The following is a 23,099-nucleotide window of genomic DNA, read 5'->3' as shown; positions in this document are numbered from 1 at the left end:
GAGCCGGAGGCTGAGATATGAGTATTACCAAAAGACAACGTGAAATCGTGGAGTTTCTGCTGGAGCATCCACATGAAGTAACAGCCGGCGAAATCGCCGTTGAAGTAAAGGTCAGTACCCGAACGGTTCACCGGGAGCTGCAAATGATTGAACAATGGCTTGAACCTTTGGGCATGAGGCTGGAAAAAAAATCGGGAACCGGAATCCGAATTGATGCCAGTTCCGATGATCTGGCTGTATTGCGCCAGCAACTAGAGGGTAAAGAATATGTAGAGTTTACGCCGGAAGAGCGTAAGCTCTTCATGCTTTGCATCCTGCTTGATGAAGCGGAGCCTGTAAAGTTACTCGCTCTGGCTTCGGATCTGAAAGTGACCGTATCCACCGTAACCACGGATTTGGACGATCTGGAGTCACGAATTCGTCAGGCGGGACTAAAACTGGTTCGCAGACGTGGATATGGCGTCAAGATTAACGGGAGTGAGACGATTCATCGCACAGCCATAGCTGCACTTGCTCTGGAATTTCTGGATGAATCCGACCTGTTCGGAAGACAACCTGAACAAGGTGGCTCCATCGTAAACCAAAAATTGCTGGATATGATTGGACACGGTGATGTGCTTACGATCGAAAATGCGTTATGGCAACCAGATATTGAATGGCTGGAGAACATCCCGGAACGTCAATACATGAAGCTGCTGATTCAATTATCCGTAGCGGTTGTCCGTATTCGTAAAGGTTTTGGTATTGGTGGTATGTCTCTACGAGAGAACACGGGAGATGCAGTTGCAGCGCAGGATGAGATGAAGGTTCCGCCTTATATGGCTTCACGCTTGTGTAGTGTGTTATCCACTCAACTGGGGCTGACATTCTCCCAAGAGGAGCAAGCTTATTTTCACAGACTATTAGTTGAGACAGAGCAGCGGATTCACTCTTCGCGGCTGTTGCCAATAGACGACTTAATTTTACTGGACAGGGTGCATTCACTGATTGATCAGATGCAGGGGAGAACGCATTACGCCTTTCATGAGGATCGTTTGCTTCGTGAAGGTCTGCTTGCTCATATGCAACCTGTCATGGAGCGTATTGAAGGGCACCAGATGATTCGTAATCCGCTACTGCAGCAGATCCGGAAGGATTATGATTCACTTTTTGAAGATGTCAAAAAATCTGTGGGGCAAGCTTGGCCAGGCACAGACGTTCCGGATGAGGAAATTGGTTTCCTGGTCATGCACTTTGGGGCTTCCATCGAGAGGTTGCGTACATTGAAACGGGAGATCAGGGCGATCATCGTGTGTACAAGCGGAATTGGATCATCACGCATGCTATCCAGCCGATTGTCCAAGGAGATTCCCGAGATTCGAATCATGGATAGCGTGTCCTGGTATGAAGCTGCCCGGATACCTACAGATCAATATGATCTGGTGTTATCGACGGTCGATCTGCCGATGGATGAGCATCAGTATTACAAAGTGAGTCCACTGCTTACGGCAGAAGAGAGCGAACGTCTGCGTCATTTTATCCGAACAACAACATTACAACGACAGCATAATAAGCCCCGTGAAGCAGAGGTTCAGACAACAAGTCGTTACTCGGACCCTGATGGAATGGAAGCTATTTTAGTTGAAATCGTCCGAATTATTGGCAAGTTTCAGGTGTACCCGCTGGATAATCAGGATATCGGGTTCTATAAAACGGTGTATGCGATGTGCAACGTACTCCATGGAACTGGTGTGCTGAAGGAGCCAGAGGAGATCACAAAACGGCTGGAGGCACGTGAAGCAGTGGGGAGCCAGAAAATTCCCGGTACAAGACTTGCTCTGTTTCATACACGAAGTGAGGGAATTTACAGGCCGTCCATTAGCTTGTTTCAGCTCACTGAACCACTTCTTCGTACGCCGGATGATCCGGCAGGAGTTACCCATGTTCTTTTGATGCTCGGTCCCAGAGAATTATCCAAGGAAAGCCTGGAGGTTCTCAGTGAGATCAGCGCACTGTTATTACAGGAAGAAATGATTACATTGCTGGAAAAGGGAATCAGGGATGAACTCATTCATTACCTGTCTCAGGAACTTGTTGGATTTTATCGCAGTAAAACCGAAATTGGAGGTCAACCATTATGAGTATGTTAACAACAGATAAAGTCATCATGAATGCGACGGCTCAGGACAAATACGAAGCGATTCGTATGGCAGGGCAGATTCTGAAGGATGCGGGACATATTACCGCTGATTACATTGAGAAGATGATTGAACGAGAAGAGATTGTATCGACCTATGTAGGGAACGGACTTGCGATCCCGCACGGTACGAAGGAATCCAAAGCTTTCATTTTATCCACAGGTATCTCTGTCATTCAGTATCCACAGGGTGTTGATTTTGGCGAAGAAAAGGCTTATATGGTCATAGGTATCGCGGCTCAAGGCGGGGAGCATATGGAAATCTTGACTAGCATCGCGGTGATCTGTGCTGAGGATGAGAATATGGAGGCCCTGCGTCTGGCGAAAACAGCCGAAGAAGTAATCGCTATTCTGGAAAGTGAAATGGAGCTATGAAGGCCCTACACTTTGGCGCAGGTAACATTGGACGCGGATTTATCGGCTTGATTCTGTCCCGCGCAGGGTATGAGGTGGTTTTCTCCGACGTGAATCAGACCTTGGTAACCGCTCTTCAGCAACGGGGGCAATATACGGTGGAACTGGCTAACGAGAGCAAGGATCAGGAGACCGTCACAGGCGTAAATGCAATCGATGGAACCCAACTGGAGACGGTTGCCCAAACCGTTGTGGAAACTGATCTGATTACAACCGCAGTGGGTGTGGGTGTGCTGAAACATATTGCACCAGGGATTGCAAAGGGACTTGAGAAAAGACTGAATTCCGGTCCTGCTCAAAACCCGCTTCACATTATCGCTTGCGAGAACGCCATTGGAGCCAGTACACAATTGAAAGAGCATGTGTATGCTCTGCTCAATAAAGAAGTACGTTCCCTTGCAGATCAGTATGTCTATTTTCCAGACTCGGCCGTAGACCGGATTGTGCCTATTCAGCATCATGAAGACCCGTTGCATGTACAGGTGGAGCCTTTTTACGAGTGGGTGGTGGATCGTTCCCAGATGGCTCCTGCATTCAAACCGGTTGAGGGCATTGTATATGTCGATGATCTGGAGCCGTATATTGAACGGAAGCTGTTCACGGTTAATACAGGACACTGCGTTGCAGCATATATCGGTAATGTGCACGGGTTTGACACGATTCAGAAGGCTATTGCCGACGAGAAGGTGAAATCGATTGTCTACGGTGCTTTGCAGGAAACTGGAAAAGTTCTGGTGAAGCGCTTTGGATTTAATCCTGACGAGCATGAGCAGTATATTGTCAAAATATTGGGACGGTTTGTCAACCCGTATCTTACCGATGAGGTTACTCGTGTTGGTCGTTCCCCGCTGCGTAAGTTGTCTCCGAATGATCGTCTGGTTCGCCCGGCCCTTCAGGCATATGCGGATGGAACTGATACGACTTATCTGGCTATGGGTATGGCAGCAGCCTGCAAGTTCGATGTCTCCGATGATCCGGAAGCAGTTGAGCTTCAGGACATGATTCGCCAGAAGGGAATTACAGCTGCGCTCCACCATTATACATCCATGGATGAGCATCATCCGGTGCTTGAGCAGGTTGTTGCTCAGTATAACCAAATGTAAGAGCAGTAGTAGCCAGCTAACAGTATAGATGAGGCATAATGAAGAAGAGCCATACAGTTGTTAACTGTGTGGCTCTTCTTTTGATTGACGTTTATCGGCATATTCATGCAAACAGCGTTGACATATGCATGATTTTCGGCGCTGCTCTGGCGGAATGCGGTCAAACACACCCTCGGGGAAAGTAGCCCGATTACACCAGCATTCCGAATGAGGATGTCCTGCGGCATAGGAACAGCGATTAGCTTCCCCGCATAATGGGCAGACAAGAACATCGATATGGATGTGCTTTTGATCGTCTTGTTCTGCAGACATACAGTTCTTCCCTCCCTGTGGAATAACTACGAGCTGAAGTTAAACATACTGGTCCCAGTATAACAGAAATGTGCAGGTGATTATGGATTTCACTTTGTATATATGACTTCCAGTTCACCACATCTGTTTCTCCCATCGGCTATTCTTCAGGCGGTAATTCGATCTGTAGGCCTTCCACATGTTTGCGTCCCATCAACTTACGTTTCTTTCGATTTTCCTTTGTTTCCAGCACAATGTCCAAGTCATAATCGTCACCCGGATAAAGCTCATTGGCAGATATATGCAGGGTCAGGCGTTTCTTATGGATTTTGACTTTGCGTCCTCGTAGCATGACCCCGATATTTCCACGGCTATCCTCCACATCACATACGATACCCGACTGATTGAGATAGGCCGCATATACCCGATCCCCTTTGCGAAACGTTTTGGCAGGAGCAGCAGAATTCGACTCTCTGGTTGTTGTCTTTTTGTGGAGACCGATTGAATCTTTGGATTGCTTCGTCTGATTCAACTGATTCTGCTTGGATAACTCTGTCGGGTCGTCTGCTTCCTTAGCGGAACGCTCAGGCGTCAGGGGCGGAGTTTCCAAAGGAGGTGACGTGAATACCAATGTACGATCTCTCGAAATACTTTGATCCGACAGGGACTTGGATCGCTCGATAATTCGCTGTGGCATGCCCAGCTTTAATGCGATGGAATAAGCATAGCTCTCACCAGCTTCTCCGATACGCAATCGATACAGCGGCTGGAGAGAAACAGTGTCAAATTCCATACGAGCATTTTCGAATCCTGGCGTGGCAGCTGCAAAATGTTTGATTTCACCAAAATGCGTTGTCGCCACAACGGTTGCTCCGCGGCTGTGCAGCTCCTCCAGCATGGCGATGGACAGTCCGACACCTTCACCGGGATCTGTGCCGGAAGCCATCTCATCAATGAGCACCAGAGTTGATGTATTGGCCTGTTCCAGTATGCCAATCATATTGCGAATATGTGCTGAGAATGTACTGAGCGCCTGTTCCAAACTCTGCCCGTCACCAATATCAACCGCTACCTCGGTATAAACAGCCATCTCGCCACCTTCCTCTACCGGAATAAGCAAACCGGATTGCATCATCAGGGTTAGTAAACCAAGTGTTTTGAGTGCTACCGTTTTCCCCCCGGTATTCGGGCCAGTAATAATGAGCGACGAGTACGTTCTGCCGATTGCAAAATCAAGGGGAACCATGGAAGAACCCATGAACGGATGACGTGCACGTTGAAGACTGATATGGCCCTTAGTATTGACTCGAACGTTGCGTCCGTCCATGGTGGCCGCATATTTGGCTTTGGCAAACAGGAAGTCTAATACACCTACCGTTTCGGTGTTCAGGGCGATTTCACGGTTATACGTTTCGGCCAGAGAGGTTAAATCACCGAGAATCCTCATCTCCTCTCTGGATTCCTCCGCTTGTAGAGCCGCCAATTCCATCTGTAAACTTACTAACTCAACAGGTTCGATATATACGGTTTGCCCACTGCCGGATTCATCCAGCACACTGCCTTTCACCTGTTTACGGAACTCTTTCTTAATGGGCAGAACGGTTCTTCCTCCGCGTTGGCTGATGACATGCTCCTGCATAATCGAGCGATGTTTGCTCACCAGAGAATCAAGCTTTCGTTTCATGCGTTCTCCATTCACCGTCATTTTTTTGCGGATTCGAATCAGTTCTTTGCTTGCTTGATCCTGAATGCGTCCACTATGGATGCAGCGCTCGATCTCACTCAGTAAAGGTTCGATCAGAATCATGGATGCAGCGTAGCGACTAACGGTGGGAGCGGCCCCGGATTTGCCCTCCATGTATTTCATAAGTTGTGCACAGCTCCGCAGGAACTGAGCGAGATGACTGAAGTCACGTTCACTGAATAGATAACCGGTGCCAAGCAGATCCATAATCGTTTCCATTCCGTCGAGTGACGGGAGGGGGATGCTGGCCCCGAAGCGAATCAACGCAGCCGCTTCTGCTGTTTCTTCCAGGCGAATCTGGATCAGGTGAGCATCTACCATCGGTTTCATTTCTCTGGCATAACGTTTGCCGAGATAAGACAGGGCGCAGTCTGCAACGTTTTTTTGAATTTGTGGATAACCCAGACTGTTTAATGCGTTCTCATTCATGCGTAATCTCTCCTTGAATTTGAATTGGGATTGCAGTTGGCACGCGAAACATATTCCTGGAAAACGCAAAAAGGGCGGAGAATGAACAAACGTCATTCTCCGCCCTAAACATATGGGAAAGCAAAGTCCACTACAGGTCTATAATAAAAAATCCGCGCTGAACTCAGCGCGGAAAAAATAGACCCGGACAATGACAATCCCGGAGGCGATTTATGATATCCGCTGTTCTTAACTAAGTACAGGGATCTGGCGCATCATGAAATACACGTATGCCATATGGGCACAAACGCAATGAAAGGCCAAACTCCTGAATATGAAACTTGGTTAGTTAAGAACATTCACCGACATTAAAAATCTCTCCTTTGATTGAGGAATATGCAACCAATATAAACTGGAAATTGGTTTGAAGTCAACCTTTAGAATAAATGAGTGGACTTGAATAAGAATGGGTTTTAAAATAACAATAGTAAAATAATCCAATGAAAGCGATTTAATTTAATAAACATACGTATAAAGGAGGATGCTCTTCTTGCCTAAGTATTTACTGCGTTTGCTCTGCTTTACCCTGATCCTCGGAGCCCTTCCAGTCATTGTTATTGGTTCGGTCTCGTATACGATTGCATCACGTGACATTGAACAGAAAGTACGTGAAAGCAACCTTCAGATATTGCATCAGACCCAAATGCGGGTAGAACAAGTTCTGCGCAGCCTGCAATTATCATCCATCCAGTATGTCAATTCGCCCTTGGTACTTCAAGCGATGAAGAAACCGCTGGACAGCAGCGAATTTCAAGAGATTCGTGACCTGACGTCAGGCTTTAACAACTTGCAAGCGGTTACGAACATTGACCAAGCCTATCTGGTTAATCTGGACGAAGATTGGGTTGTTTCGATGCGTTCTTTTGGCAAATTGGATGATTTCAGCATTCGGGACCGGATTGGTTCTTATCTGACCTACACTAACAGCCTGTTCTGGGTTACTCAGAATGCCAGTTCATCCAAAGAAAGTGTACCCGTTTCAGCTGGCATGGGTGAACTGACACCCGAACAGGCACCTGCCCTTATATCATCGGATAATGTGGTCAGTATGGTATTCAAAATTCCGATGATACCAACCAATGTGAAACCAAAGGGATTTCTTGTGATTGATATCGCCGATACGGAACTGAGTACGTTTTTGAGCCGAAATACGAATTCTGGAGATATGTACGTTCTGGATCGGGAGCAGAAGTATTTTCTGAACGATATGCAGCAAGACGGGAAGTATGACACGCTGAATAAGGAAATTCATGAAATGGTGCAAACGACGGGGGAGCCAGAAGGTTTCTTCAGTGCAGAGGTGGAAGGTAACCAAGTGGCGGTTAGCTATAGGCAATCTCCACTCAATGGCTGGTTATACGTGTCCGTTGTATCTCTTGGACAGATCACGGCCCAGTCGCAGAAAATTGCATTGGTTACCGGTATCGCTACACTGGTCATGTTATGTGTAACGGGATTGGTCGCCATATACGGCAGTCGGCGGATGTATTCACCGATCTCCAGACTGCTGCAATTTACGAAGGGGTTGGATTCTCCAGTTACTCCATCAGGACGCCGTCAGGATGAATTTATCTATATTGAGGAGCAATTGTCAACACTGTTTAGTTCGGAGAAAACGATGCGTGAGCAGATGAAGGGGCAGCATGTGCATCTTCAAGAGTTTTTTATGACCAAACTGCTAACAGGTAAAATCTCGGAAGAAGATTTCAGATATCAGGGAGAATTGTATGATTTCCCGACAGGGTGGGCGAGTCTTGGCGTACTTATGCTCCAGATCGATACCTTGGAAGGGACCCGATATGAGGAACAGGATCGCGATCTGCTGCTGTTTGCTGTCAACAATATGGTAGGTGAGCTCCTTCCTTCAGCAGTTCGATTCACCCCGGTTATGCTGGATGATGCCCAGGTCACTGTACTTGCCTCCGAACTTACGGATGAGGTGAAGCTGAAGGAATGGATGCACACTCAGGCAGACTGGATTCGCGAACGTGTCGTGACCTATCTAAATCTGCCCGTAAGTATTGGCATCAGTCGTTCTTACACTTGTATTGGTGATACGCCAAGAGCGGTTCAGGAGAGCCGAGAGGCTCTGCAAGGCCGGGTAAGTCTGGGCAGCCGTATTATTTTGCATTACGAAGATATTCAGCCACGTGGTCAGATGGAGGCCGCGTTGTATACCCAGTTACGTATGATCGAGGATCAGCTCGCTTCTGCGCTCAAGCAAGGAGATGAAGAGAAAACGGACACCTACTTTAAGCAATATTTGGGACTGCTTGCAGACAAAAAGCTTCATTTCAGTGAATACCCCGTCATTATGGTTCAGTTATTGTCTCGTGTATATCAGCTTGTGCAGGAGCAAGGTGGAGATGTGGCTGAGGTACTGGGCGAAAAAGCATCCATGTCACATTTGCTGAAGTTGTCCACATTGGACGAAATGACCAATTGGTTCCGCAAGCGGCTGTTCCTGCCCGTCATTCGTTTCTGGCGAGAACAGGAAGAATCCCAATACATGAACATTGCAAGGCGCATGATTCGTTTGATCGAGGAACGTTATGACCGTGAATTATCGCTGGAAGCCTGTGCCGCTGAGCTTAATTTTCATCCTGTCTATCTAAGTCGGGTATTCAAGAAGGAAGCCGGAGTCAATTTTACGGAATATCTCGCAGAGTATCGTATGGAAAAAGCGAAGACCTGGCTGCAAACAACCAATCTTAAAATATCGGAGATTGCCGAGAAATTAAACTATACCAATCCAACCGCATTTATCCGTACGTTTCGAAAAATCACAGGAACAACACCCGGCAAGTACCGGGAGCAGCAGCGATAAAACATACCTGCTCTGCCTGCCATGGCAGGCAGGCTTTTTAATGTCCAGGTGTAGGGTGAAGACCGCTTTTCTCCATGAAGTTAAGACAGGAATATAGAGGTTGAAAGCAGTTCATTACGCCTTTAGATTCTGTGAGAGAAATGAGCTAAACCCTTGCTACATAAGGAAAAACAAAAGGCTAAAAGGAGATGATAGCCAGTCATTCGTTTATCCTCCACAATGAAGACATGAATTCAGGAAGTGATATTTTGTAATCGTTTCCAATGTGGGGAGGAAGACAATATGAAAGCCGAAACGGCGGCTCGAACACGGCCCGCTACCCGCAGTGACAAAAACCTGCTGTGGAGGGACATTATCAAAAACCGGTGGCTGTATATCATGTTAATACCGGGTGTGCTTTACTTTGTTATTTTCAAATACATACCCATGTATGGCATCACGATGGCTTTTCAGGATTACACGCCTTACAAAGGCATCTTGGGAAGTGACTGGGTAGGGTTCAAACATTTCCAGCGTTTCTTCGGAGAACCACAGTTCTGGACATTGTTTCGAAATACGTTTTTGCTTGCCATTTATAACATTGTGTTCTTTTTCCCACTGCCGATTGTACTGGCACTTATGATGAATGAGGTTCGCCGTGAACGGTTCAAACGATTTGTACAAACTCTTGTCTATGTTCCACACTTTGTTTCCTGGGTTGTTGTTGTCGGTGTGTTCTACATGCTGTTCACAACCGAGGGTGGTGCGATTAATGAATTGCTCTATAACCTGACTGGACAAAAAGTGGCGTTCCTGCTTGAACCTGGTTGGTTCCGAACCATGATTGTTGGACAATCCATCTGGAAAGAAGTCGGTTGGGGCACGATTATCTTCCTTGCTGCACTTTCCGGTGTGGATACACAGCTCTATGAAGCTGCACGGATTGATGGTGCCAATCGCTGGCGCCAAACCTGGCACATTACGTTGCCGGCCATTCGCAGTACAATCGTCATTTTGCTCATTCTGCGTCTGGGCAATTTCCTGGATACTGGCTTTGAACAGATCTTCCTGATGCTGACTCCGACAAACCGGGATGTGGGCGAGGTGTTTGATACCTACGTGTACACGAAGGGTCTTACCCAGGCACAGTACAGTTATAGTGCTGCTGTCGGGTTGTTCAAATCGGTTGTTGGGCTGGCGCTTGTTCTTGGTGCCAATACGCTGGCCAAAAAATTCGGGGAGGAAGGCGTCTACTAACCCTCGGGAGCAGACGTTCTTCACCAGACAGGAGTGAACATTAAGATGCAACAGGATAAAACGTGGGGCAACCGGATCTTTGATTTTGTGAATCACGGCTTGCTGCTGTTGATTGGAATTGTGACGGTCATCCCGTTCATTTATATTTTGGCCGTCTCGTTTACCAGTCCACATGAAGTGGCTAAGGGAGGTTTTATTCTTTTTCCAAAAGAGTTCTCTCTGGCTGCGTACCGTTACATTTTCTCTACGGATACCTTGATTCGCAGTCTGGGTGTATCGGTCTATATTACGGTGATTGGTACCTTTATTAACCTGCTGTTTACGTCACTTATGGCATATCCGCTCTCCAGAAGATATTTGCGTGGACGTCAGCCCATTTTGCTCGGTGTATTGTTCACGATGCTCTTCAGTGGCGGGATGATTCCAACATACTTTGTCGTGAAATCCTTGCACCTGACGGATACGTTATGGTCGCTGATGTTACCTACTGCCATTAGTGCTTTTAACTTGATCGTACTGAAAAACTTCTTCCAGGCCATTCCCGACGAACTGGAGGATGCAGCCAAAATTGATGGATGTAACGATGTCAGCGTATTGTTCCGGATTGTACTGCCGTTATCCATGCCAGCCATGGCAACCTTTTCACTCTTTTACGCGGTGGCCCACTGGAACAGTTTCTTCAGCGCTGTTATCTATATCAACGATAGTGAGAAGTGGCCTGTCCAAGTCTGGCTACGTGAGATTGTCATTCTGGCACAGAGCCGAATCGGAGACACAAGTATCGAAGAGACCGAGATCCAGCCGCTTACCATTCGCATGGCGGTAATCGTATTCTCCACGATCCCGATTATGCTGGTGTATCCATTCCTGCAAAAGCACTTTGCCAAAGGAGTAATGTTGGGTTCGGTGAAAGGTTGAGTCGTCACATGCATCAAAGCCAGTACATTTTGACAATATGACTGCATAAAAAAGGGGAGGTTTTCATGTTATGAAAGCAACAAAAAAGAAAGCCGTAGCTGTCTTGAGCACACTGGCACTGGTGACTGGTTTGCTGGCAGGATGCGGATCAGACGAGGGTCAGGCTGCCGAGGGCGGCGTACAAAATGTGTCTATAGCCATTGCACAGGTGGGTGACGTGCCAAGCAAGGGCAATGAAGTTCAGCAAAAGATTGAAGCGTATACCAATACCAAACTGGATATCCAGTGGATTCCGGCATCGGCCTACAATGACAAAATTAACGTGATGATCGCTTCAAGTGATATGCCGAAAATTGTGAAAGTGCAATATAACCCAACGGTGACCAGCGCGATGCGTAATGACGTGTTCTGGGAAGTGGGCCCATTGCTGAAAGACTACAAAAATCTGTCGGCACAGAATGAGCGTTTTTTTGACAACATCAAGGTAGAGGGCAAAATCTATGGGGTTCCTGTTTTCTCCGATATTGCGCGAGCTACCGTGATCTATCGCAAGGACTGGTTCGAGAAGCTGAATCTTAAGGTGCCAACCACACCGGATGAATGGTATGAGACGATTAAAACACTGGCAACCTCCGATCCGGATGGAGATGGTCAGGATAATACGTTTGGACTGATGCTTTTCAAAAAATACAATGAGGACCAATATTCCTTCACGACGCGCCTTGGTGTAAGTTTTGGTGCACCTAACAAGTGGAAGGTCGAGGAGGATGGCAGCTTCACGCCGGAATTCATGACACCGGAATATATGCAGGTACTGGATCTGCTGAAACGTTTGTATGACGAGAAACTGCTGAACCAGGACTTTGCCGTATTCGACTCTACGGAAGCGGAGAAAAAGTATGATTCCGGTGTTGTGGGTATCCGTGTTGGTGTTGCGCAGAACGGAAAAAGTCAGCAAGAGCGTTTGTCCAAAAACAATCCGGATGGTGTGGTAGACATCGCTGGTTTGCTTGGAGCGAACGGAGATCGTGTTGCAGGACAGACGGGTAATTCAGGAATTCTGGCATTTCCTAAATCAACGGTGAAATCCGAAGAAGAACTCAAAAACCTGCTCTCCTTCCTGGATAAACTGATGGACCCTGAGATGGCGACCCTGTTGATGCGTGGTATGGAAGACAAACATTACACCAAAGTGGGCGAAGATCAGGTGGAGATGAGTGACTTCGATGCATTCCAGCGTGAAGTGAAGCCTTACCGTGACAACCTTCCTTATGTCGAAGGGTATAACGTACCGAAATTGAAGGATACCGAACTGGGTGAAAAAGGTACGGCACTTGCCAAGGAACTTGCGGAGCACGCTGTGCCAAACCCTGCGCTGACGTTATATTCTCCAACGTATGGTGACCGTGGTGCGGATCTGGATCAGGTGATTGCCGATGCACAAACCAAATACATTATGGGCAAGATCGATCAAAGTGGCTGGGAAAAGGAAATCGAGAATTGGGGCAATGCGGGTGGAAACAAGATTCGTGAGGAATATGCCGAAGATTACAAAAAACAGGCTCAATAAAGAGCCGGAAGCGGAGGCTTGATCATGAAGGAAACACTGCAACTCACATCGGTGCGCATGGCACAGCAATTCATGGAAAGTTATCGCAACCATGAGCTGTACTCTACTTGGCATTATGAGAATGGCTGCTTACTGAAAGCGCTGGAGGAGCTATATACGCACACGGGGGAGCAAAAGTATTTTGACTACATCCGTGAGCTGATGGATCATTTTGTTCAGGAAGATGGCTCGATTCGCTCCTATACGATCGAGGAGTATAACCTGGATCAGATCAATCAGGGAAAATCACTGTTCCTGCTGCATGAGAAAACGGGTGAAGAAAAGTACCGCAAAGCTGCTGATTTGCTTATGACTCAGCTCAAGGGACAGCCACATACGAGTGAAGGCGGGTTCTGGCATAAGAAGATTTACCCTTTCCAGATGTGGCTGGATGGATTGTACATGGCTACTCCGTATCTGACCCAGTATGGCGCGGTGACGGGTGACGAGAAGTGGTTTGACAAGGCGGCTCTACAGCTTTTGCTGGTGGAGCAACGTACACGTGATCCGCGTAGCGGTCTCTTGTACCATGCCTGGGATGAGAGCAAAGAACAGCGTTGGAGTTCGGGAGAAACGGGCTGTTCTCCACATGTCTGGAGTCGGGCGATGGGCTGGTATGTGATGGCGGTTGTAGATACATTAGATTATCTACCGGTAGATCATCCGCAGCGCGGGCAGATTGTGGGCATCTTCGAACGGGTAGCAAACGCACTAGTGCATGTACAGGATCAACAGACCGGATTATGGCCACATCTGCTGGATCAGCCGGGACGTGAGCGGAACTATCTGGAGGCTTCCGGCACCTCAATGTTTGTCTATGCATTGGCCAAAGGTGTACGTAAAGGATATCTAAGCGGCAAGTTCAAAGCGGTTGCGGAAAAAGGGTATCAGGGTCTGGTGCGGCATCTGCTGCAAACGGACCGTGAAGGCGTGCTGTCCTTGACGCAGTGTAACGGCGGAGCTGGTCTTGGAGGAAGCCCGTATCGTGACGGGTCCTATGAGTATTATGTGACCGAGTCCATTCGGATCAATGATCCGAAGTCGGTTGCTCCGTTCATTTTGGCGGGAGTGGAGATTGAACTGGCGTAATGCTGGTTCTTCTTTTTAGAACACTTATGATAGCGCATACATGGTTAGTTTGAGTAAAGTGAGGCAAGATTGCTGAACAATTTGGCTATCAAAAAGGAGAGATGGTTCATGAGTCCAAAAGGTCCAATGTCCCGTTTAGGCGGAATCGTTGTAATTGGTGCAATGTCCGCTGGATTGCTTGCAGGTTGCGGGGGAGAAAAAGCGCCTGCTGCAGGGGAAGGTAAACTTCCCATTTCCATCTCTTTAATGCAGGTAGGTGATATACCGGCCAAGGAGAACGGGATTGAAAAGAAAATTGAGGAATATACCAATACGGATGTCAATGTACAGTGGATTCCGCAGTCTGCTTTTGATGATAAGGTGAACGTGATGGTTGCTTCAGGCGAGATGCCAACCATTATGCGTGTGAATTATGTACCGACCACATTTAATGCCGCCAAAACAGGACTGTTCTGGGAACTGGGGCCTTACTTGAAGGATTATAAAAACCTGTCTGCCCAATCCGAAGCTTATTTTAACAATATCAAAATTGAAGGCAAGGTCTACGGTATTCCGAACTTCCGGGATATTGGACGGACTGCGATCGTATATCGCAAGGACTGGTTTGATACATTGAAGCTGGATATACCCAAAACGCTGGATGACTGGTATGAAGTGATGCGCTCTATTCGTAAGGATGACCCGGACGGGAATGGTAAGGAAGATACGTACGGCGCACTGCTTTTCAAAAAGTATAATGAGGGTGTCTCTTCCCCACTGACGAGGATCGCTGTAAGTATCGGTGGCGTTAATAAATGGGGAGTGGACGATGCCGGGAAACTGACACCGGAGTTCTTGACCACCGAATATGTGGATACGATGAAGCTCTTCAAGCGTCTGTTCAGCGAGGGACTGATCAACAGTGATTTCCCTGCCCTGGACCCTTCTGATGCAGACAAAAAAATGGATTCGGGCCTCGTTGGCATGAAGCTGAACGGTGTGGCTCAGAACGGAAAATCTTCTCAGCAACGACTTACGCCAAATGCTCCGGATGGAGAGATTGATGTAGCTCCGTTCCAGGGACCCGATGGTATTCGCATCGCCGGAGAGCCTGGGAACTACGGAATGCTGGTCATTCCGAAAGCATCCGTTACGGATGAGGAGCAGTTGAAGCAGGTTCTTACGTTCCTGGACCAGTTGATGGATGAGGAACTGAGCACGTTGCAGCTCCGTGGGTTGCTCGATGTGCACTATACCAAGACGGCTGATGGGAAAACCGAACTTAAGGATTTTGACGCTTATCAGCGTGAAGTGAAGCCATATCGGGATAATTTGTTAAGCATTGAAGGTTATAATGTACCTGAACTGGTCGATGTTCCCATTGGAATGAAAGGTACAAAGATGGCGCGTGAGAATGAGCAATACGCCATCGCTAATCCGGCACTCACATTGTCTTCGGCAATCTATACTGAGCGTGGTCAGGAGCTGGATCAGATGATCTGGGATGCGCAGACGAAGTACATTATGGGTAAAATCGATGATGCAGGTTGGGAGCAGGAAATCGCAAACTGGAGAAAAGCTGGTGGTGATCAATTGATCACGGAATTGGAAGCATCCTATAAGGAATTGAACGGAAAATAAAGCTGAATGAAATAAAAAAAAGGTTGATCAATTGGAATGATATGGTTTATTCTATGAGAGAGTTCTTTTTCCAATATCATAAGAAAGACCACACACCTTAAAGCATAAGGCTATGAATCTGCGGATTCATGGCCTTTTTTTTGTTTTAAGCGAATCAAGTGGGTCTATGGAAGGAGCGTTGCACGCCTTGATGTGATGGGGATGGACGAAAAATAATACCAATAGCCTAGTGCGACATGGTAGAATATTGATTATTATGTCAAATTTAGGTTTTGGTTATGAAGAGAAGTGACTAGGTTGACCAAGTAAAGCATCCCCATACTAAGGTACATAGGAGCGTGAGTAGATTGAAGAAGCAGATTGAAGGACACGAGAAGAAGAAAAAACGGAATGTTTGGATCGTCGGGTTGGTAACGACAGCTGTATTGGCAGTAGCACTATTACCGATTGGCCCCGTACATTTGACGTCAACAGCGAATGCGGCGTCGGGAACAAGTGACAATGCCCTTAGCAAGTTCAAGGATATCAAGGGGCATTGGGCTCAAGCCACAATTGCCAAAGCTTATGAAAAAAATCTGATCTCTGGTTACCAGGACGGAACGTTTCGTCCCAATGGCAAAATCACGCGTGGGGAATATGCGACAATACTCGCTCGCGCGACTGGACTAGAGAAGGTACAAGGGCAGAATCCCTTTGCTGATCTCAAGGGACATTGGTCTGAAGCGGCGGTTAGCCAGCTTGTAGGACAAGGATTCATTAACGCGGGCGATTACGCCAAAGGCTTCAATCCAAATGCGGAGCTAACGCGTTACGAGATGATGAAATGGATTGCCAATGGACTGATCAAGTCCGGAGCCAGCTTCCAGGATGCGTTTAATGACACAACAAATACGCTACTTCCTACACCAGAAGTGAACCGCGGCACCATTCGTGCCGAGCAGATTCCGTATCTTGCCCTTGTTCGTGGGACTGGCATTGTGGGGGGCTTCCAAGATGGCACATTAAAACCCGCGGATTCCACCACACGTGCAGAAGTATCGGCCATTTTGCTGCGTTATATGGACGTGGAGGGCACGGATGCCGGGAAGTATAGTGACCTGAATGAAATGAGAGAGGTCGGCACGACGGGTACGAATTTAACGACAGTATCAAATTACAAATATATTAAAGGTAACTTCGGAAATATAGTTAACACAGAGTACACGTTGAAAAATAATGTGGGGGTCGTAAGGTACCATAGATTTATCGTAGTGGATACCCGAGGGACTAAGCCCAAGGGACTGTACGCCTCGTTATTTGTAGATCAAAATAACTTGACTAGGGCACAAGGGGGGCGCTTCTCTACCTATGCTGAGATAACGTTTACTTCAAAACTTGATAAGTCAAATCTTTTAACTGTTGCTAGAGCGAATGATAATATAGCTATTCCAATTCAACGATTATTTAACGCGAGCTATTTGAAAGAAAAAGGGTTTATTACTTTACCAGACGATTCAAACGCAATGTTGAAGCAAGGGGTATCTTCCAAATTTTGGTCATCACATACTCTGGATCCTGTAAAGGGAGGATATATGTTGAAGAATGATGCTGGTAAAGAAGTTCAAATCTATCAATAGAACTTTTGGTGGTGTTTAAATTTAATATTAAACGTTATCTATTAGGCGGTTTTAAAAGTTTATATAGAATCTTAGTGATTATATTTATGATATTACCAGTCTATTACTGCACTTTTGATACTCTTAAAGCTAATGCCGTAGAAGAACAATATGGTTCCAAATCCATGAAAGGGCCAGCAGTAACAGTTGATGCAAACCCAACTCAAGGAACACCGGGAGTTTACTGGTATCAACTTGATTCAGGAGAATTTAGGGCAGAATATCAAGGCACACACAAAGATGTGGATAACGGAGGAACTGACTATGATGCATACCCTGTGAAAACAGAAATTCCTGATAATGTTGATATGAGTAGATGGCCGCCACTAAGTTGGAAGCCATATAGAGGTATAGGAATTGATAAGGAAATGGTAACTGATATTAAGCTAAAGAACGATCCTGATGGCGTAAAATATCAGCAGGTAAATAGTTATGAAGGAATAGGCAGTCCAAGAGTTACAAGTGAAAAAAATGCGGATCTTAGAACATATACTGGAAAAGGGTTTGAGTTCTTTGAAAGGGAACCTTATGGGACTAGGCCAGGAAATAAACCCAAATATAAGATGGTATACCACACCCCTGTTAGCATCTACTGGGAAGGTAAGATTCACGAAGAGAAAGAAATCGATGTAACTCCAAATAAAACCCTTACCCTAGGTCAAACCCAGCAGATGGAAGCCTTGGTGAAGACGAAGGGTTATGGTGCGGCAGCCTTTGGTGAAGGCATCGACGTGTCCCGAAGAGAAGCAGAGATCAAATGGTTTTCTTCTGACGAGACAATTGCGAGTGTAGAGTTGAAAACAGGGATGTTAAAAGCCGAGAGTCCAGGTACGGTCACTGTGCGTGCGATCTGGAACAACGGTACCTACCTGATTTCGGATACTGCAACCATAACAGTCACGTCGGAGCCAGGACTCGTGGTGAATCTGCCGAATGCTTGTAAAGCCAATACGACACCTCTACAGGCAGAAGCCGTTCTAACCAAACCGGATCGCACCGTTCATAAACTGACAGCTCATCCCAAGTTGACGTGGCAGAGCTCGAATCCAGCTATAGCCACGATCGGCGCAGACGGCAAAATTACGACAAAAGGGATCGTGGGCAGCACTACCATTAAAGCCCATTTTCTTGATTCTACCCAACAACTGGATGAACAAGGGACTCAGGTGCTTGAGGTGAAGGACTGCACGAATAATGGAGAAGGTGGTAATGATGGCGATCCGGGGGGCGATCCTGTGAACGCTTGCTCTGTGACCATCAGCCCACCTAGTAGAGGCACGGTTATCGAAGCATCGGTTATGGACCCATCTGTTCGAGGTGTGTTGAAGGCAGACGAGCGTGGATCTGAGAAGTTCGATGTTACCCGTGGTATTCCAACTTCGGAAGATCTCTATGCCAATGTCTTGGCCAAGGAATATCTGTTTCAGCACCGTTGGGTTAACATGACAGGAACGGTGACTTACACGGTTCCTGTGAAAAGGGTTTATCATAAAACCTGGACGATTCCGGGAAGAGCGTCTAGTGGTGAGGGAGATCCAGGAACACCTCCTGAGCCCAGAGAACTTGACGTCCCTGGGGATAAAACGATGCAAGTAACAAGGACATATAGCTATTGGCAGATCGATAACCTGGAGGTATACAAGTTAAATGAGGCCAAAGTATCTAACTATGCACTAGGCGGTTATGGTGACACCGTGACCCTGATGCCCAATGCATATACACCGCCGACTCTGCAATCGGCTATGGATACTGCGGTTAACACTCATGTGAAACCTGCGCCATGTCAAGAAATTGATCTTGGCATCCAAGGGGTTCCAGGTGGTTCCGATGAACCGCCTACGCCAGATGAAACGTCATTGTTTCAATCTGAAGCTGAAGCGAAGGTTAGAGAGAACACTGTAAATAACGATAAGGTAACCTTTAATGGGGCGACGATTATGGACCCCGCTCCAGTAGCAAAATCAGCTCCGCAACCGGGAACTATCCCCCAGCCTGGCATGATTGGAGATGATGTTCTGTACCAGAACCGTCTGACGATCAAAAACACATTGATGAACAAAGCTAACCAGCCCACCACAGGTGAGATTACGTATGGACTGCTCCCTGGCAATGTTAACGGTGGGCAGGATCAGAAGTTTCCCATTCTGGGCATCAACTCGGTGACAGTACATACTCCAGTTGTGAACTATGCCTGGGTATCCGATGATCAGCCGCATAACCAGAAGACTACGCCTGATCCGACCAGAGCTGCACTTATTTTAGAGCGTCCGTTTATTGTACGAATCCCAACTTCAGGGCAGCATCTGGATGTAGCGAGTCACCCTGGTTATGGAAACCATGATTATGCGAAATATTTCCGGATCAAACAGGTTCGTTTCCCATTCGATGTTTATAGTGCAGCCAGAAGCCAGTTCATCCCGGCCATGACTTGGGTGGATATTCCTGTAAATCAGTTGGACACCCCTTTTTATCTTCCTGTATGGGTAGATGAAGGGAATTACCAGGTTGAGTTTCGAAATATCGCCGAAAATGCACCTGAAAACTTCACAGAACAACAGGATGCGAACACAAATCTGACCCATTATGTCGCAGCAGATACCGTGGTTGTAGAGGTTATCGGACGATTATATGATTTTCACATCACTGATATTTCAGACTACAACTGGGAGAACGTGTTCCGTAAGCGGATGGGCAGCCCCGAACCAACGGGTGTGAGCTACTGGACCGGAGGAAACAGTATCGACGGAGATCCCCGAGGTAATTTGGCACCCTATGTCCTGCCAATTCGTCCCGGCAGTCATCCGGTACAGGGGTTCCGAAATGCTGCAGTGAAGACGGGTTACCATTTCAAGTTTGATCTGAAAACCAAGGGTAATATGTTTGGCAAACAGGATGGTATCCGAATCACGCCGACGTTCTCTTTTGTGAGTAAAGATGGCACCACCAGGCAAGAAGTGGATTTATACTACCATCGAGGACAGGAACGACTCATTCGTATTGGATCGGCACAAGATTTAGAAAAACGTTTTGTTGTCCTGAACTCACGATTGCGGAATGTTCCCGGTACGGAGTTAGGTGATACAGCGCGCTACCAGTATACTTATGAACTGTCGGAGGAGGAACGCAATCAGGGTACAATGGAGGAACATATGGTTCGATTTGTGGATCAGACCTCTCATCATAAAACGTGGGTAGGTCGGTATAACTGGATGATTCTTCCTTCACAGATCCGCACACTCATTGGCCCAAAAACAGATATTCCCTCCATTGTTAATGTGGATCGGGCGAATGCAGCGATTCAGCGCTGGTATGGGGAATATAGCTTGCCAGCGGATGTATATGCTGTACCCAAAGGAACCGATCTCGAATCGCTTGCCAGACAAAACCGTTTGGATGACAAGGCAACGGTATTTCTGAAGGACGGTTACATTGCAGTTAACTTCAATATCGAAACTTTGCGCAGTGGCAATACAAATGCACCCCATCTGCAATATATTCATGCACCGTTGATGAATCAATGGCAAATGGAAGGTTTTGATTATAGTCCGGTAGATAGTCAGGGGAGAAACTGGCCGATGCAAGATGGGGACGTGGTTTTGTACCACGCCGATCAATCCAGCCGGAATGATTTCCAATCCCAGGTACCTCATTAGAGAGATTTCGTTTATCCATAAAGAAGGCAGATGTTATGTGAATCTACATGACGTTTGTCTTCTTTTGTGTAATTGGGATTATGGTTGGGCAGCAGAACGGGTATAAAGGGTAAGGAGCACTCGTTCCAGCCATATTCATTAATTTTCTCAACGAGAGGGGAACAACCACATGATTGAAGAGGGTAAGCAGGAACTATTGATTTTAGAAGATACATACAAAGGAAGAGATTTAGGTGTCACATTAGAAGCACAAGTCTGTCGCTTCAAAGTCTGGTCACCGTTAGCCGTTCAGATGGAACTACTTCTGTATCCACCTTTGACAGGGGGGACCCCGGAGGATGAGCCCAATCAACGGAAACAGCAGGCGTTACCTATGCAAAAGAAAGAAGAAGGCATCTGGGTTCTGGAACTGGAAGGTGATTTAAGTAGCTACCGTTACATGTACAAGCCTACTTTCGAAGATGGACATTCAACTACTGCTGTAGATCCATACGCACGAGCAGTGACCATGAATGGAGAAATGGGTGTCATTGTCAGACTGGAGCAGACTCATCCGAAGGGATGGAGTGAGGATATTCGCCCGGAATTGACCAGTCCTGTGGATGCAGTCCTGTACGAACTGCATGTACGTGATTTTTCCATTCACCCATCGTCGGGAATAACGAATAAAGGCAAATATATGGCTTTCACCGAGACGGGTCTGCTTGATTCGGAGGGCAACACATTGGGAATCGATCATTTGGTTGAACTCGGGATTACCCATGTGCATTTGCTACCCGTATTTGATTTTGCGACGGTGGATGAATCCAGAGTAGATGGTGATACGACGGATTCCTCCAACTATAACTGGGGATATGATCCGCTCCATTATAATGTCCCGGAAGGTTCATATGCATCACGTGCAGACGACCCGGAGACACGAATCCGTGAGTTCAAATCCATGGTGCTTGCCCTTCATAACAAGGGAATAGGTGTCATTATGGATGTGGTATATAATCATACGTTTGATACGGCAGGCAGCTCTTTTGAAAAACTTGTACCAGGGTACTACTACCGTCAAAACGCTGATGGGACCTACAGCAATGGTTCAGGTACGGGTAATGAAGTGGCTACTGAACGCGCCATGGTTCGCAAGTTTATCATTGACTCGGTCCGCTACTGGGCAGAGGAGTACCATGTGGACGGTTTTCGCTTTGATCTGATGGGCCTGATCGACACCACTACGATGAAACAGCTTGCAGCGGAGTTGCACTCCGAAGTGTCACCTTCCATATTGTTATATGGTGAACCATGGGGCGCACTGGATTCGCCGCTTGGAAATGATATGACCCTAAAAGGAACGCAGCGCGGAGCGGGTTTTGCTGTGTTTAACGATAATTTCCGCGGAGTGATCAAGGGAGACAGCGATGGCATGGGTACGGGATTTGCGACGGGTGCGGACGGAAAAGAAGACGAATTATGGACTGGCGTCCGGGGAGCTATTCAGGATTTTACGGATGGTCCATCCGAGACGATTAACTATGTAACTGTGCATGATAATCTCAACCTGTGGGACAAAGTCGCACGTACACAAGGACTTCACGATACCTTGAATTTCCTTACCTATGACGAGGATGGAAGTATTCGTGGATGCCAGAGTGTGGAAGAGGCAGTAGAGAAGGCTAAGCCTTACCTGCAGATTGATCCGGAACACATTCTGGAGAATGAGACCGTTAGGCGTTGTCTGCTTGCCAACGGTATTGTTCTAACCTCCCAGGGTGTTCCTCTGATCGCGGCTGGAGATGAGCTGCTTCGCAGCAAATATGGGGACGCCAACAGCCATCAGAGTGGAGACGTGGTCAATGCCATACGTTGGGAGCAGAAGAAGCTGTTCAAGCCGGTGTTTGACTATTATCGTGGGCTGATCCGTCTTCGGCGAGAACATCCAGCCTTTCGGCTTCGTACACGGGAAGATATTGAGAAACATGTTCGTCTAATCGAAAAAGGTAATGGGTTGTTGGCATATGAATTGAACGGTACAGTAGCCAAAGACTCGTGGAATCGCATTGTTGTGATCTATAACGCGGCAAAGGAAAACCGTGACATCCCTGTTCCCACAGGGACATGGAATGTGATTGTAGAAAAAGGACAAGCAGGCGTTAATACGATACGTACCATACAGGACGGACAGGTACATGTGAAAGGGTTATCCCTAACGGTGATGTATTCCAATTCCTAATGAACGGAATGCTTGCCGAGAATTGAAGGGTACCAACAAACCATTAGTAAAATTGCTAACAAGGACACGTTCAAGGTA

General features: G+C 47.0%; 14 protein-coding genes. 12 read left to right on the top strand and 2 right to left on the bottom strand.

The features are described from left to right. Positions 1–17 precede the first annotated feature (17 nt). Genes F0220_RS23390 through F0220_RS23380 form a run of 3 tightly spaced genes read left to right on the top strand, consistent with a single transcriptional unit; the run spans position 18 to position 3,693 of the window. Positions 18–2,120 (top strand): BglG family transcription antiterminator, encoded by a 2,103-nt coding sequence (locus F0220_RS23390; protein ID WP_105601790.1) that lies wholly within the window; start codon positions 18–20, stop codon positions 2,118–2,120. After that, positions 2,117–2,551: a PTS mannitol transporter subunit IIA gene (locus F0220_RS23385; protein ID WP_017686856.1), complete on the top strand. Its 435-nt coding sequence runs from the start codon at positions 2,117–2,119 to the stop codon at positions 2,549–2,551. Before F0220_RS23390 ends, F0220_RS23385 begins: the two co-directional genes overlap by 4 nt. Beyond that, on the top strand, positions 2,548–3,693 hold the full coding sequence (locus F0220_RS23380) for a mannitol-1-phosphate 5-dehydrogenase (RefSeq protein ID WP_105601789.1): 1,146 nt from the start codon (positions 2,548–2,550) through the stop codon (positions 3,691–3,693). The genes F0220_RS23385 and F0220_RS23380 overlap by 4 nt, the downstream gene beginning before the upstream one ends. A gap of 60 nt (positions 3,694–3,753) precedes the next feature. Here the strand turns inward: F0220_RS23380 and F0220_RS23375 are convergent, their stop codons facing one another. Then, positions 3,754–4,005 (bottom strand): cysteine-rich CWC family protein, encoded by a 252-nt coding sequence (locus F0220_RS23375; protein ID WP_105601787.1) that lies wholly within the window; start codon positions 4,003–4,005, stop codon positions 3,754–3,756. Positions 4,006–4,144: 139 nt separating this feature from the next. Beyond that, positions 4,145–6,157 carry an endonuclease MutS2 gene (locus F0220_RS23370; RefSeq protein ID WP_105601786.1) on the bottom strand — a complete coding sequence of 671 codons (2,013 nt, stop codon included), beginning with the start codon at positions 6,155–6,157 and terminating at the stop codon, positions 4,145–4,147. Positions 6,158–6,686: 529 nt separating this feature from the next. Here F0220_RS23370 and F0220_RS23365 point away from each other — a divergent pair. The 9 genes from F0220_RS23365 (at position 6,687) to pulA (ending at position 23,021) form a co-directional block, all read left to right on the top strand. After that, positions 6,687–9,023 (top strand): helix-turn-helix domain-containing protein, encoded by a 2,337-nt coding sequence (locus tag F0220_RS23365; RefSeq protein WP_181155588.1) that lies wholly within the window; start codon positions 6,687–6,689, stop codon positions 9,021–9,023. A 282-nt stretch (positions 9,024–9,305) separates the two neighbouring features. Further along, positions 9,306–10,259 (top strand): ABC transporter permease, encoded by a 954-nt coding sequence (locus tag F0220_RS23360; RefSeq protein ID WP_017686861.1) that lies wholly within the window; start codon positions 9,306–9,308, stop codon positions 10,257–10,259. A 45-nt stretch (positions 10,260–10,304) separates the two neighbouring features. Then, positions 10,305–11,177: a carbohydrate ABC transporter permease gene (locus F0220_RS23355; protein WP_062835838.1), complete on the top strand. Its 873-nt coding sequence runs from the start codon at positions 10,305–10,307 to the stop codon at positions 11,175–11,177. 70 nt (positions 11,178–11,247) lie between these two features. Continuing rightward, a complete protein-coding gene (locus F0220_RS23350) occupies positions 11,248–12,747 on the top strand; it encodes an extracellular solute-binding protein (protein WP_091020388.1) in 1,500 nt (499 codons plus the stop codon). A 24-nt stretch (positions 12,748–12,771) separates the two neighbouring features. Continuing rightward, a complete protein-coding gene (locus tag F0220_RS23345; RefSeq protein WP_105601783.1) occupies positions 12,772–13,875 on the top strand; it encodes a glycoside hydrolase family 88/105 protein in 1,104 nt (367 codons plus the stop codon). Between the two features lie 108 nt (positions 13,876–13,983). Further along, complete coding sequence (locus F0220_RS23340) at positions 13,984–15,495, top strand: extracellular solute-binding protein (protein ID WP_105601781.1); 1,512 nt, start codon at positions 13,984–13,986, stop codon at positions 15,493–15,495. A gap of 347 nt (positions 15,496–15,842) precedes the next feature. Next, positions 15,843–17,111: an S-layer homology domain-containing protein gene (locus F0220_RS23335; RefSeq protein WP_105601780.1), complete on the top strand. Its 1,269-nt coding sequence runs from the start codon at positions 15,843–15,845 to the stop codon at positions 17,109–17,111. Between the two features lie 86 nt (positions 17,112–17,197). Beyond that, a complete protein-coding gene (locus tag F0220_RS23330; RefSeq protein ID WP_149846774.1) occupies positions 17,198–20,803 on the top strand; it encodes a DUF5704 domain-containing protein in 3,606 nt (1,201 codons plus the stop codon). Between the two features lie 169 nt (positions 20,804–20,972). Further along, positions 20,973–23,021, top strand: coding sequence for a type I pullulanase (gene pulA, locus F0220_RS23325; protein ID WP_105601776.1), 2,049 nt, complete (start codon positions 20,973–20,975; stop codon positions 23,019–23,021). Positions 23,022–23,099 lie beyond the last annotated feature (78 nt).

It is taken from the genome of Paenibacillus sp. 37, assembly GCF_008386395.1.
GTDB classification, from domain to species: Bacteria; Bacillota; Bacilli; order Paenibacillales; family Paenibacillaceae; genus Paenibacillus; species Paenibacillus amylolyticus_B.
Note: the sequence above shows the minus strand (reverse complement) of the source record. Positions and strands in the feature narration are given on the sequence as shown.

What these genes read in the sequence shown, in the direction of transcription:
- F0220_RS23390 (WP_105601790.1), top strand. Translation starts at nt 18, where the DNA reads ATGAGTATTACCAAAAGACAACGTGAAATCGTGGAGTTTCTGCTGGAG.
- F0220_RS23350 (WP_091020388.1), top strand. Translation starts at nt 11,248, where the DNA reads ATGAAAGCAACAAAAAAGAAAGCCGTAGCTGTCTTGAGCACACTGGCA.
- F0220_RS23345 (WP_105601783.1), top strand. Translation starts at nt 12,772, where the DNA reads ATGAAGGAAACACTGCAACTCACATCGGTGCGCATGGCACAGCAATTC.
- F0220_RS23370 (WP_105601786.1), bottom strand. Translation starts at nt 6,157, where the DNA reads ATGAATGAGAACGCATTAAACAGTCTGGGTTATCCACAAATTCAAAAA.
- F0220_RS23385 (WP_017686856.1), top strand. Translation starts at nt 2,117, where the DNA reads ATGAGTATGTTAACAACAGATAAAGTCATCATGAATGCGACGGCTCAG.
- F0220_RS23360 (WP_017686861.1), top strand. Translation starts at nt 9,306, where the DNA reads ATGAAAGCCGAAACGGCGGCTCGAACACGGCCCGCTACCCGCAGTGAC.
- F0220_RS23355 (WP_062835838.1), top strand. Translation starts at nt 10,305, where the DNA reads ATGCAACAGGATAAAACGTGGGGCAACCGGATCTTTGATTTTGTGAAT.
- pulA (WP_105601776.1), top strand. Translation starts at nt 20,973, where the DNA reads ATGATTGAAGAGGGTAAGCAGGAACTATTGATTTTAGAAGATACATAC.
- F0220_RS23330 (WP_149846774.1), top strand. Translation starts at nt 17,198, where the DNA reads ATGATATTACCAGTCTATTACTGCACTTTTGATACTCTTAAAGCTAAT.
- F0220_RS23375 (WP_105601787.1), bottom strand. Translation starts at nt 4,005, where the DNA reads ATGTCTGCAGAACAAGACGATCAAAAGCACATCCATATCGATGTTCTT.
- F0220_RS23340 (WP_105601781.1), top strand. Translation starts at nt 13,984, where the DNA reads ATGAGTCCAAAAGGTCCAATGTCCCGTTTAGGCGGAATCGTTGTAATT.
- F0220_RS23380 (WP_105601789.1), top strand. Translation starts at nt 2,548, where the DNA reads ATGAAGGCCCTACACTTTGGCGCAGGTAACATTGGACGCGGATTTATC.